Source organism: Pseudomonas sp. Irchel s3h14 (assembly GCF_900187425.1).
GTDB lineage: Bacteria > Pseudomonadota > Gammaproteobacteria > Pseudomonadales > Pseudomonadaceae > Aquipseudomonas.
On sequence record NZ_FYDJ01000004.1, the window covers coordinates 44327 to 56875 of the forward strand.

The window sequence follows — 12549 nt, forward strand, 5'->3', positions numbered from 1 at the left end:
GGTATGTCAGGCAACATTTTCGTCGACTGGACGACCGTCTTCGCGAGCAAGCCCGCTCCCACAGGGGGATTTGTGTTGTCAGTTGGTTTTGCGCAGGGCGGCGTGTTGCGGGTTGAAGGTGAACACGGCGAGCAGCGCGAATATCAGCGTCAGCCCCACGCACACCGCCAGTGCCAACGGATTGAAGCGTTCATACAAGGCAAACCGCACCAATTCCACCGCATGGGTGAACGGGTTCAACGCGCACAACCAGTACAGCCACTCGCTGGACTCGCGCATCTTCCACAGCGGATACAGCGCCGACGACAGGAAAAACAGCGGGAAGATCACGAAATTCATCACCCCGGCAAAGTTCTCCAGCTGACGGATCGCGTTCGACAGTAACAGGCCCAGCGCGCTGAGCATCAACGCCACCAGCAGCAACGCCGGTAACGCGATCAACAGCCCCATGGCCGGTGGTTGCACGCCGTACACCCAGGCAATCGCCAGAAAGGCATAGACCTGCAACAGCGAGATCAACGAGGTGGCCAACAGTTTGCTGCACAGCAGGAAAGTCCGGGGCAGGGGACTGGTCAGCAACACACGCATGCTGCCCATTTCGCGGTCGTAGACCATCGACAGCGAACCTTGCATGCCGTTGAACAGCAGGATCATGCAGGCAAGACCAGGGATGATGTACACCTCATACGGAATGTAGGTGTCATAGGGCTCGATGATCGCGATCCCGAGTGCGGCGCGAAAACCGGCGGCGAACACCAGCAGCCACAACAACGGCCGCACCAGCGCACTGAGAAACCGCGTGCGTTGCAACACAAAACGCAGCCATTCACGCAGCACGATGCCGCTGAAACATTGCCAGTAGGCATTCATTGGGCGGCTCCTGAAGTCGTCAGTCGAGTGAAGGCCGAGCCGAGGTCGCCGCCGTGTTCCAGGCTCAGGGCGTCGGCTTGTCCGCTGGCGACCAGCCGGCCCTGATGCAGGATCAACAAGTCGTCGCTCGGCTGTACTTCATCGAGTAAGTGAGTGGTCCAGAGCACGCTGATGCCTTGCTCGAGGCACAGGCTGCGGATGTGTTGATTGAGCGCCAGACGACTGGCCGGATCGAGGCCGACGCTGGCCTCGTCGAGCAACAGCAGGCGCGGTTCATGCAGCAGAGCGCGGGCGATTTCCACCCGGCGACGGTGGCCGCCATTGAGTTCGCGGACCCGTTCGCGACGGCGTTCGGTCAAGGCCTGACGAGCCAGTTCGGCGTCGACCCGCAGGCCGGTCTGGCGCCGGGACATCCCATGCAGCGCGGCGTGATAGCGCAGGTTTTGCTCGACGCTGAGGTCCAGGTCCAGCGTGCTTTGCTGAAACACCACACCCAATTGCTTGAGCGCCGGACGCGCCGCATTCCGCAACGAACAGCCGCCGACGCGGATGTCACCGCGTTGCAAATCGTAGAGTCGAGTGAGCAGGGCGATCAGCGTCGATTTGCCAGCGCCGTTCGGCCCGAGCAGCGCAGCAAAACGGCCAGGTGCCAGGCTGAAACTCACCTGACGCAACGCCTCTTTCGCACCATAAGCGAAACTCAGCTCGCTGACTTCCAGTGCGTTCATGGCGTCACCACCACGCCCCACGGATAACGCCCGACCTTGATCGACTTGGTGACCTTGAGGTTGTCGACATCGATCACCGACACGTCGCCGCTGACGCCGTTGGTGGCCAGCAATTGTTTTTGATCCGGGGTAAACGACATCTGCCAGACCCGTCGTCCAACCAGCAGATAATCAAGAATCTCGAAGGTCTTGGCGTCGATCACCGCCACATGATTGGCCGGGCCGAGGGCGACGAAACCGTACTTGCCGTCGGCGCTGAGCTTGATCCCCACCGGCTGGACTTTGTCCGGGTGCACACCCTTGATCTGGAAGGTCAGGGTCTTGAGGGTCTTGCGGGTGGCGACGTCGAGAATGGTCACCGTGCCACCGATTTCCGCCGAGGCCCAGAGCTTCGAACCATCCGGCGTGAACTCGACGAAGCGCGGCCGCTGATCCACCAGCGTGCTGTCGGCCAGGGTCTGGGTGCTGGTGTCGATCCAGTGCAGCATGTTGGTGGTTTCGCTGGTGTTCACCGCCCACTTGCCGTCGGGGCTGACGGCCATGCCTTCGGGTTCGACGCCGACGTTGATCTGACTCAGCACCTTGGAGGTTTCGGTGTCGATCACTGTCACCAGCGCATCGTCTTCGTTGGAAACGTACAGCCAACGATTATTCGGGTGCAGGGCAAATTGTTCAGGATCCTTGCCCGAGGGCAATTCCTTGATGATCTTGCGGGTGGCGACGTCCATCACCTGGACCCGGTCCGAGTCGCTGGCGCAGATGTACAGCAGCTTATTGTCGTGGGACAGCAGCAGACCGCGCGGGCGTTGGCCAACGGGCAGGGTGTCGGTGACTTGCAGGGTTTGCAGGTCGATCAGGCTGAGGCTGTTGTCTTTTTCGTTGGAGACCCAGGCGGTGCTGGCCGCGGCCTGCCCGGCGGCGAGCAGCAGGGCCCAGAAAAGCAGGGAGCGGCAGAGCAGGGTGCGGCGCATGGCGGATTCCTTTTTTTTTTGTTGTGGTTTTTGTGGAAAGTTGGATCAGGGAAAGCGGCAGCTGACCTCGGGCTTGTCGTAGCCGAGGCTGTCCATCTCGTTGAAGGGGTGCAGGAAGCCGTCTTGCGGCGACGTGCTGACCAGCGCCCGGGGCTGCACGATGGGAATGGGTTGGCGCAACTGGCCGTTCCACGGCCGATAACTGAGCTTGCGACCCTTGAAGCCGTCCAGCGGCAATTGATCGCTGATCTCAAGCGTACGGATCGCCATCGCATCGACCTGACGCAGTTTGCTCACGGCACTGGCGATGCTGCGCACGGCGATCCAGGCCGCGAAATCGCGGTCATTCATCCAGCGCCCGGTCAGGGCTTCGAAGCGTTTCTGCAACTGGGCGGCGCCGTAGGTTTCCACGGTTTTATGCCAGCCCACCGGGGTCAGCCCCTGAGTGCCGGCGACCGGCCGTGGGTACCAGGTCTGGTAGGGCACGTATTCGCCGAAATCGCCGCGTTCATCCGCCACCAGCACCACGTCGTACTCGGCGGTCTGGGTAAACAGCGGCATGTCGGCCTGGGCGCTGCGACGCTGATCGTTGTCGAAACTCCAGGCTTTTTCCGCGACCAGTTTCAGGCCGAAGCGTTTGGCCGCGCGGCGCAGGGCGGCGGCATAGGCTTGATCGTCCGGGGTCGGGCCGACGATCAGCAGCGCCCGTTGCCATTTGCGCACTACCAGAAATTGCGCCAGCGCATCGGCGAGCATCGCCCGACTCGGCAGGCTGTGCAGCACGTTCGGCAGGCAGTCGGTGGTGCGCAGGCTGTCGTCGGGGCTTCCGGCGTTGAACAACAAACTGTCGGGTAGCACGGCGGCGAGCCGGCGCAGGCTGGAGGCCGGTGCGTTGACGACAAACAGGCGCAGACCTTGCTCATGTTGAGCCTTGGCCGCTTCGACCAAGGCATCCGGATTGTCGACGTTGGTGCTCACAAGGTTGTAGCTCTGGTTGAGGAAACGCCCGGTGCTGTTGCTGTCGGTGATCGCCAGTTCGGCGCCACGCAGCCCGGCATCGATAGGTTCGGGAATGACGTTCGACAGCAACGGGCCCGGATCAGGGCGATAGCCCAGGTAACCGATCTGCACCTGCAACGGCGCGTCGGCAGCCTGGCTCTGGGTCGCCAACCCGGCGGCGCAGGCAATCGCCAACAGGTAGATCAGGGCGTAAGGGGCAAGCTGGCGCATAGGGCACTCCATTACAGGTAGCGCCAGCATAGGAACGCTGTGAGGCAGAAGGAAATATGCAGAAAGTACCAATGAGCCAATACCAAGGTAGTAACTCGCCCGGAGCGGCGCGGTTTTAGCATGGGCAATAGCGGCCATCACACGGGAGGAGATTGATCATGCGTATTCTCAAAGCGTTGCTTCTGCCGTTGCTGCTGATCCTGACCCTGATCGGCGTCGACAAGCTCCACGGCCCACGTCCAGCACCGTTGCCGGTCTTGCCCATGACACCGGGGCGATGATCGTTCCCGCTTGCCGTACGGCCACAAGCCCTACTACCAAGGAACTAGACGGCGGCCACCAAAGCAGCATGGGGCTTGCGCGAAGCCCTTCCTAAGATGGGTGCCATAGCCTCTTCAAAGAGGTTTTGCGTGCAATCAAGAGGGCATAACAATGACAACAAAACGCAACGCCTTACTCGTTGCCGGACTGCTGGCCGGCTTTATCAGCGCAGGTTCCGTCTGGGCCCACGGCAACGTGGTCCCCCAGGCTGTCGCCACCCCGGGCCTGACCCCGATCAAGGACGCTGGCGTACCGGTCGATGCCGATGGTTGGGCCGCGGTGAACCCTTATCGCGCTACCCCGGAACACGATAAGGCCGTGGAAATCGGCTCTTCGGCCTACAACCAGAACTGCGCGGCCTGCCATGGCCTGGAAGCCAAATCCGGCGGCATCGCCCCTGATTTGCGCATGCTGGATGTCGGCGAGGCGGGTGATGAATGGTTCGTCGAACGCGTGCGCCACGGCGCCGTGCGTGACGGCCGGGTCTACATGCCGAAGATGGCCGACTACCTGAGCCAGGAAGCTTTGTGGGCGGTACGCACTTACCTGGACACTGTTCGCGTCGAGGAGTAACCCATGCGCCTGCTCGCTGTGTTGATCAGCGCTGTGTTGCTGTGCTGCCAGGCAGTGCAGGCGCAGGTTCGTACCTATGACGAAATGATCGCCGCCGGGGAGCTGAAAGTGGCGGTCTACAAGGACTTCGCCCCCTACAGTTTTGAAGACGCCGGCCAGGCCCGTGGCGTTGATGTCGAACTCGCCGAAGCGTTGGCCAAGGCCCTCGGCGTGCGCCTGACGTTGATTTGGGCACCTGCCGGCGAGAAGCTCGACGATGACCTGCGCGATTACATCTGGCGCGCCAGTCAGTTGCACGATCTGCAACTGGCCGACCTGATGATGCGCGTGCCGTACGATCGCGATTACGCGCAGAAACGCAATGAACTGGGTGAGCTGGAAAACGGCCATGTGGTGATGTTCGGGCCGTACCAGAACGAACAATGGCAGGTCGCCTATGATCGCCGTCGGCTGGACAAGGTCGGTAGCGTCGCCGTGTTCGAGCATCACCCGATCGGCGTCGAAGTCGACAGCGTGCCGTCGTTCTACCTGACCTCGGTGTTCAACGGCATGCTCGCCGGCAAAACCCACCACTATCCCGGCGTGCCCCAGGCTTTCGCGGCCATGAAGGCCGGTGAAGTCGACGCGGTCATGGCCATGCGCGGCGAGATCGACTGGCAAGTGCATGAAGCGGCGGACCCGCAAGTGGCGCTGGCGGAAAACGCCTACCCGAACATGGGCAAGCAGCTGTGGGAGATCGGCATGGCGGTGCACGAAAGCAACCGTCAACTGGCCTATGCCGTGGAAGAGGCACTGGAAGCCTTGATCCGTGAGGGCGCTGTCAAAACCATTTATGGCCATTACGGCCTGCGCTATGACGTGCCCGAGATGTATCAATAGTGAACTGGCGAGCGGGTTGTCTGTTGGCCTGTTGGTTACCCATCGCCGCGCACGCCGTGGACATCGACCCGGGCAAAGACCCGGTTCCGTCGGTGATGTGGGCCTTCTATCACAAGCAGATGCTCGGCGATGCGCCGTTCGTGTTCGACGAACGGGTCAAGCTGTTGGCGCCGCCGTTCGCCGAAGACGCCCGGCAAGTACCGCTGGAAATCGACGCGCGAGCGTTCAAGGGCGAGGTGGTGAAAATTCTCGCCTGGGCCGAACTCAACCCTTTGCCGAAAATTGTCGATTTTCAGCCGCTGGAACGGGTGCTGCCGTGGCTGTCGATCCGCATCCGTATTGAACAGGCCACGCCGTTGCGCGCGGCAGTGCTGACCCGTGATGGGGTGTGGCATGTCGGCTCGACGTTGATCGATGCCGCGGGCGGCGGTTGCACGGCGCCGAGCGTGGTGCGCACTCAGCCGGGCTGGGAAGAGCACATCGGCGAAGTGCTGGGCGGTCGTTATCCCCGGGGCGAGTTCAGTCGCGTGCGCTTGCAGGTGGCGCACCCGATGGACAACGGCATGGTCAGCGGTATTCCGGAATTCTTCATCAACCATGCCGAACTGCGGGATCACAACGATCAGCTGTTGGCACGTCTTGAGTTGTTTCCCGCTGTCAGCGAAAACCCAAACCTGGCCTTTGATATCGAAGGGGCAGGGCAGACGCGCCTGATGCTGCGCGACAACAGCGGCAATCAATTCGATGCGGCCATACCCTGACCCAAAGGAGCGCGTGATGCGCTGGATGCTGCTGTTGTTTATGAGTCTGAGCCTGCCGGTTCTGGCCGAGCTCGACTACTCACTCAAGCCCCGGCAGATCGCCGAAGACACCTGGCTGCTGGAAGGCAGCACCGACAATTTCGCCAAGACCAATGGCGGCAACATCGTCAACACCGCGTTCATCGTCACCGAACAGGGTGTGGTGGTGATCGACACCGGGCCGTCGAAACGCTACGGCGAAGCGATGCGCAAGGCGATTGCCTCGATCACCGAAAAACCGGTGATCGAGGTGCTGCTGACTCATCATCATCCTGATCATGTGCTCGGTAACCAGGCCTTCAGTGATGTGCCGATCAGCGCGTTGGCCGGCACCACCGAGCTGTTGCAGCAGCAGGGCGACGCCATGTCCGAGAATATGTATCGCCTGGTGGGCGACTGGATGCGCGGCACCGAAGCGGTGTTGCCGACCCGGACGCTGACGCCCGGCGTGCGAAGTTTTGGGAATCACGATTTTCGTCTGTTGGGCCTGGGTGGGCACACGGGCGCGGATCTGGCTATTCTCGACCAGAAAACCGGCGTGCTGTTTGCCGGGGATCTGGTGTTTTACCAACGGGCGCTGACCACGCCCAACAGTCCGGGGTTGGCGGTGTGGCTGGCGGACATCGCCACCCTTCAAGGCCTGCCGTGGACGCTGATCGTCCCCGGCCATGGACCGGTGGCCACGGATCAGCAGCCGTTCGAACAGATGCGCGACTACCTCGGCTGGCTCGACCAGTTGATGCGCGATGGCGCCGCCAATGGCAGCGACATGGCTGAGATGATCCGTAGCCCAATTCCCGAACGGTTTACCGGGATCAGCCTGAGTCGTTACGAACTGATCCGCAGCGTCAGCCATTTGTACCCGCGTTACGAGCGCGCACAAATGCCCCGTGTCGACTCCGCCGCGAACAAATGATCAACACAAATCCCCTGTGGGAGCGGCGGTGCGACGATTCGACTTGCTCGCGAAGGCGGCTTATCAGCAGACATCATTGTTGAATGTGAAGGCCCCTTCGCGAGCAAGCCCGCTCCCACATTAGATCAGTGTCGATCACGAATTTCGGTGTTGATCTCCTCCGACCCGGTACTAAGGAACTAGCAATCTCAGCACTGCGGGCAATTGTTCCAAGGGCGGCGGCGCCCAAGAATCTGCACCAGACCGGGAAAATTTCCCGGGTATAACAAAAACTGCAGAGGTAGCCGTCATGACCCAACCCGCACGTCGCCAACCCTTCGTCTTGAGCGTGCTGCTCAGTGCCATGCTGTTGTCTGGCTCGGCATTGGCCGGCGTCACTGATAAAGACATCCTCCAGGACCCCAAGAACCCGGAGCAGATCGTCACCAACGGTCTGGGCGTCCAGGGTCAACGCTACAGTCCGCTGGATACGCTCAACGTCAACAACGTGAAGGACTTGCGGCCGGTCTGGGCATTCTCCTTCGGCGGTGAAAAACAACGCGGTCAGCAAGCACAGCCGATGATCAAGGACGGCGTGATGTACATGACCGGTTCCTACTCGCGGGTGTTTGCGGTGGATGCGCGCACCGGCAAGAAGCTCTGGCAATACGATGCGCGCCTGCCCGATGACATCCGTCCTTGCTGCGACGTGATCAACCGTGGTGTCGCGCTGTACGGCGATCTGGTGATTTTCGGCACCCTCGACGCCAAGCTCGTGGCCCTGAACAAAGACACCGGCAAAGTCGTCTGGAGCAAGAAAGTCGCCGACCACAAGGAAGGCTATTCCATCAGCGCCGCGCCGTTGGTGATCAACGGTAAACTGATCACCGGTGTCGCCGGCGGCGAGTTCGGGGTGGTTGGCAAAATCGAAGCCTACGACCCGAAAAACGGCAACCTGCTGTGGACCCGTCCAACCGTCGAAGGCCACATGGGCTACACCTACAAGGACGGCAAAGCGGTAGAGAACGGCATCTCGGGCGGCGAAGCCGGCAAGACCTGGCCCGGCGATCTCTGGAAAACCGGCGGTGCCGCCCCTTGGCTGGGTGGTTACTACGACCCTGAAACCAATCTGCTGCTGTTCGGCACCGGCAACCCGGCGCCGTGGAATTCGCACCTGCGTCCTGGCGACAACCTCTACTCCTCGTCGCGCCTGGCGCTCAACCCGGACGACGGCACTATCAAGTGGCACTTCCAGAGCACACCTCACGATGGCTGGGACTATGACGGCGTAAACGAGCTGGTCTCGTTCAACTACACCGAAGGCGGCAAAGAGATCAAAGCCGCCGCGACCGCTGACCGTAACGGTTTCTTCTACGTGCTGGACCGCACCAACGGCAAATTCATTCGCGGCTTCCCGTTCGTGGACAAAATCACCTGGGCCACCGGCCTGGATAAAGAGGGCCGCCCGATCTACAACGAAGCCAGCCGCCCAGGCGCGCCAGGCACCGAAGCCAAAGGCAGTTCGGTATTCGTAGCTCCGGCATTCCTCGGTGCGAAAAACTGGATGCCGATGGCCTACAACAAGGACACCGGACTGTTCTATGTGCCGTCCAACGAATGGGGCATGGACATCTGGAACGAAGGCATCGCCTACAAGAAAGGCGCGGCGTTCCTCGGTGCCGGTTTCACCATCAAGCCATTGAATGAAGACTACATCGGCGTGCTACGCGCCATCGACCCGAAAACCGGCAAGGAAGTCTGGCGCCACAAGAACTTCGCGCCGCTGTGGGGCGGTGTACTGACCACCAAGGGCAACCTGGTGTTCACCGGTACGCCGGAAGGTTTCCTGCAGGCGTTTAACGCCAAGACTGGCGAGAAAGTCTGGGAATTCCAGACCGGCTCCGGCGTACTCGGCTCGCCTGTGACCTGGGAAATGGACGGCGAACAGTACGTTTCGGTGCTGTCCGGTTGGGGCGGCGCCGTACCGCTGTGGGGCGGCGAAGTGGCCAAGCGCGTCAAGGACTTCAACCAGGGCGGCATGCTCTGGACCTTCAAGCTGCCGAAAGACCTTGTAGTGGCCAAGCACTGATCGAATACCTGCACCAAACCTGTAGGAGCAAAGCTTGCTCGCGATGAACTCACCGCGTTTTGACTGAATCACCGCGGCGCCCCAATCGCGGGCAAGCCTTGCTCCTACACGTGTTGCGGAATGCCCGGATAACTGTGGTGCTCCAATCGCGAGCAAGCTCAGCTCCTACTACCAAATAACGAGAGTCCTCCTGCCAACGGCGCATTCGTCTGACGCGCAGGGCTCTCTACTATCGGTTCATCGCCTGTTTGCCCGACAGGCATCGACCCAGACAGAGGCCCACCATGATCTATGCACAACCCGGCACACCTGGCGCCGTCGTTACGTTTAAACCGCGCTACGGCAATTTCATCGGCGGCGAGTTCGTCGCTCCGGTCAATGGTGAGTACTTCACCAACTCTTCGCCTGTCACCGGTGAAGTGATCGCCGAATTCCCCCGCTCCAGCGCCGCCGACATCGAAAAAGCCCTCGACGCCGCGCATGCCGCCGCCGATGCCTGGGGCAAGACCTCAGCGCAGGACCGCTCCCTGGTGCTGCTGAAAATCGCTGACCGCATCGAACAGAATCTGGAAATCCTCGCCGTCACCGAAACCTGGGACAACGGCAAAGCCGTGCGCGAAACCCTGAACGCCGACGTGCCGCTGGCCGCCGACCATTTCCGTTACTTCGCCGGTTGCATCCGCGCTCAAGAGGGCGGTGCCGCCGAGATCAACGAGCTGACCACGGCCTATCACTTCCACGAGCCATTGGGCGTGGTCGGACAGATCATTCCGTGGAATTTCCCGCTGCTGATGGCCGCCTGGAAACTCGCCCCGGCCCTGGCCGCCGGTAACTGCGTGGTACTCAAACCTGCCGAGCAGACGCCGCTGTCGATCATGGTCTTCGCTGAGTTGATCGCCGACTTGCTGCCACCCGGCGTGCTGAACATCGTTCAGGGTTTCGGTCGCGAAGCGGGTGAGGCGTTGGCCACCAGCAAGCGCATCGCCAAGATCGCCTTCACCGGTTCCACCCCGATTGGCGCGCACATCATGAAATGCGCGGCCGAGAACATCATTCCGAGCACTGTCGAACTGGGCGGCAAGTCGCCGAACATTTTCTTCGAAGACATCATGCAAGCCGAGCCACAGTTCATCGAGAAAGCCGCCGAAGGTCTGGTGCTGGCGTTCTTCAACCAGGGCGAAGTCTGCACCTGTCCATCGCGAGCGCTGGTGCAGGAGTCGATCTACGACGACTTCATGAAAGTGGTGATGAAGAAGATCGTCAAGATCAAGCGCGGCAACCCGCTGGACACCGAAACCATGGTCGGCGCCCAGGCGTCCGAGCAGCAATACGACAAGATTCTCTCGTACCTGAAAATCGCTCAGGAGGAGGGCGCCGAGCTGCTCACCGGCGGCGCGGCCGAGCGTCTTGAGGGCGACTTGTCGACGGGTTATTACATCCAGCCGACCCTGCTCAAGGGCCACAACAAAATGCGCGTGTTCCAGGAAGAAATCTTCGGCCCGGTGGTGGGTATCACCACCTTCAAGGACGAAGCCGAAGCCCTGGCGATTGCCAACGACAGCGAGTTCGGTCTCGGCGCCGGTCTGTGGACCCGCGACATCAACCGCGCCTACCGCATGGGCCGTGCGATCAAGGCCGGGCGTGTCTGGACCAACTGCTACCACCTGTACCCGGCCCACGCCGCGTTCGGTGGCTACAAGAAGTCCGGCGTCGGTCGTGAAAACCACAAGATGATGCTCGACCACTATCAGCAGACCAAAAACCTGCTGGTGAGCTACGACATCAATCCGATGGGGTTCTTCTGATTCGACACACAACCGTGTGATGGCCATCGCGGGCAAGCCTTGCTCCTACAGGATCGCGCAATACCTGTAGGAGCAAGGCTTGCCCGCGATTTGGCCGTCTCTGACACCCCGCAACACCCCCTACCAATGCACGCCGCCACCTCGTTCGAAAGTAGCATTCGGGTGCCCGGCGCCCCGTGCATTAATGGCTTTACCGGAATCGTCCGGCACAAGAAGAGGATTGACCCATGTGGACTAAACCCGCGTTTACCGATCTGCGCATTGGCTTCGAAGTGACGATGTATTTCGCCAACCGCTGATTGTTCACCCGGCCAGCTGTTGCGTTGGCCGGGCCTGCCTTCTGGAGCATTGCCCATGCACATTCGCGTTCTCGGATCCGCCGCTGGCGGTGGTTTTCCGCAATGGAATTGCAACTGCCGCCAGTGCGCCGCGATGCGCAATGGCAGCCTGCGGGCCCAACGGCGCACCCAGTCCTCGATTGCCCTGAGCGACAACGGTGTGGATTGGGTGCTGTGCAATGCTTCACCGGACATTCGCGCGCAACTCGAGAGTTTCGCGCCGCTGCAACCGGCGCGCCGGGTTCGTGACACGGCGATTGCCGGCGTCGTCCTGCTGGACAGCCAGATTGACCATTGCACCGGCCTGTTGAGTCTGCGCGAAGGCTGCCCGCATTCGGTCTGGTGCACCGAACGGGTCCATGAAGACCTGAGCAGCGGCTTCCCCTTGTTCACCATGCTCAAGCATTGGAACGGCGGGTTGCAGTGGCAACCGGTCGGGCTCGACCGCGAGCCGTTCAGCATCACCGCTTGCGCACACCTGCGATTTCGCGCGATCCCCTTGGTCAGCAACGCACCGCCGTACTCGCCCAATCGCGGCAATCCGCAGCCGGGCGACACCATCGGCTTGTTTATCGAAGACCGACGCAGCGGTGCTTCGCTGTTCTATGCGCCGGGCCTGGGACAAGTCGACGACGAGGTGCTGAGCTGGATGCAACGCGCCGATTGCCTGTTGCTGGACGGCACCTTGTGGCGCGACGACGAGATGCGAATCTGCGAAGTCGGCCAGAACCTGGGCAGTGAAATGGGTCACCTGTCGCAAAGCGGCCCTGGCGGCATGCTCGACATCCTTGAAGGCTTTACCCGCCAGCGCAAGGTGCTGATCCACATCAACAACACCAACCCGATCCTCGATGAAGACTCGGCCGAGCGGGCGCTGCTGGATCGGCGCGGGATCGAAGTGGCGTTTGACGGTATGAGTATTGAGCTGTAGCGGATGGCCCCTTCGCGAGCAAGCCCGCTCCCACAGGGTTTTGTGTACACCGAAGATCCCTTGTAGGAGCCGAGCTTGCTCGCGATGGGGCCAGACCAGACACCGCAGATTCCCCGGAG

The 12549-nt window shown here is 61.3% G+C and carries 13 protein-coding genes; 9 read left to right on the forward strand and 4 right to left on the reverse strand.

Translation table 11 applies throughout. The features are described from left to right. Positions 1-78: 78 nt before the first annotated feature. Genes CKW16_RS09455 through CKW16_RS09470 form a run of 4 tightly spaced genes read right to left on the reverse strand, consistent with a single transcriptional unit; the run spans position 79 to position 3799 of the window. Entirely contained in the window at positions 79-870 is a 792-nt protein-coding gene (locus CKW16_RS09455) for an ABC transporter permease (RefSeq protein ID WP_046048912.1), read from the reverse strand. Continuing rightward, entirely contained in the window at positions 867-1598 is a 732-nt protein-coding gene (locus CKW16_RS09460; RefSeq protein WP_095128177.1) for an ABC transporter ATP-binding protein, read from the reverse strand. Before CKW16_RS09460 ends, CKW16_RS09455 begins: the two co-directional genes overlap by 4 nt. Further along, positions 1595-2569 carry a YVTN family beta-propeller repeat protein gene (locus CKW16_RS09465; protein WP_095128178.1) on the reverse strand — a complete coding sequence of 325 codons (975 nt, stop codon included), beginning with the start codon at positions 2567-2569 and terminating at the stop codon, positions 1595-1597. Before CKW16_RS09465 ends, CKW16_RS09460 begins: the two co-directional genes overlap by 4 nt. Before the next feature lie 45 nt (positions 2570-2614). Then, complete coding sequence (locus tag CKW16_RS09470) at positions 2615-3799, reverse strand: ABC transporter substrate-binding protein (protein WP_095128179.1); 1185 nt, start codon at positions 3797-3799, stop codon at positions 2615-2617. Between the two features lie 158 nt (positions 3800-3957). On the opposite strand from CKW16_RS09470, the gene CKW16_RS32485 reads away from it, so the two are divergent. From CKW16_RS32485 to pqqB, 9 genes are all read left to right on the forward strand, one after another. Next, positions 3958-4080, forward strand: a complete 123-nt coding sequence (locus tag CKW16_RS32485; RefSeq protein ID WP_256580463.1) for a hypothetical protein — start codon at positions 3958-3960, stop codon at positions 4078-4080. Between the two features lie 151 nt (positions 4081-4231). Beyond that, on the forward strand, positions 4232-4693 hold the full coding sequence (pedF, locus tag CKW16_RS09475) for a cytochrome c-550 PedF (RefSeq protein ID WP_095128180.1): 462 nt from the start codon (positions 4232-4234) through the stop codon (positions 4691-4693). A gap of 3 nt (positions 4694-4696) precedes the next feature. Then, positions 4697-5572 (forward strand): ABC transporter substrate-binding protein, encoded by an 876-nt coding sequence (locus CKW16_RS09480; protein WP_033054528.1) that lies wholly within the window; start codon positions 4697-4699, stop codon positions 5570-5572. Then, positions 5572-6333 carry a quinoprotein dehydrogenase-associated SoxYZ-like carrier gene (locus CKW16_RS09485; protein ID WP_095128181.1) on the forward strand — a complete coding sequence of 254 codons (762 nt, stop codon included), beginning with the start codon at positions 5572-5574 and terminating at the stop codon, positions 6331-6333. Before CKW16_RS09480 ends, CKW16_RS09485 begins: the two co-directional genes overlap by 1 nt. A gap of 16 nt (positions 6334-6349) precedes the next feature. Beyond that, complete coding sequence (locus tag CKW16_RS09490; protein ID WP_095128182.1) at positions 6350-7288, forward strand: quinoprotein relay system zinc metallohydrolase 1; 939 nt, start codon at positions 6350-6352, stop codon at positions 7286-7288. Between the two features lie 289 nt (positions 7289-7577). Beyond that, the gene (locus tag CKW16_RS09495) at positions 7578-9356 is read left to right on the forward strand and encodes a PQQ-dependent methanol/ethanol family dehydrogenase (RefSeq protein WP_095128183.1); all 1779 of its coding nucleotides are present in this window, start codon (positions 7578-7580) and stop codon (positions 9354-9356) included. A gap of 284 nt (positions 9357-9640) precedes the next feature. Beyond that, positions 9641-11161: an aldehyde dehydrogenase family protein gene (locus tag CKW16_RS09500; protein WP_095128184.1), complete on the forward strand. Its 1521-nt coding sequence runs from the start codon at positions 9641-9643 to the stop codon at positions 11159-11161. A 227-nt stretch (positions 11162-11388) separates the two neighbouring features. Beyond that, positions 11389-11460 (forward strand): pyrroloquinoline quinone precursor peptide PqqA, encoded by a 72-nt coding sequence (pqqA, locus tag CKW16_RS09505; protein WP_003253598.1) that lies wholly within the window; start codon positions 11389-11391, stop codon positions 11458-11460. A 55-nt stretch (positions 11461-11515) separates the two neighbouring features. Next, positions 11516-12430: a pyrroloquinoline quinone biosynthesis protein PqqB gene (gene pqqB / locus CKW16_RS09510; protein ID WP_095128185.1), complete on the forward strand. Its 915-nt coding sequence runs from the start codon at positions 11516-11518 to the stop codon at positions 12428-12430. Positions 12431-12549: the final 119 nt, after the last annotated feature.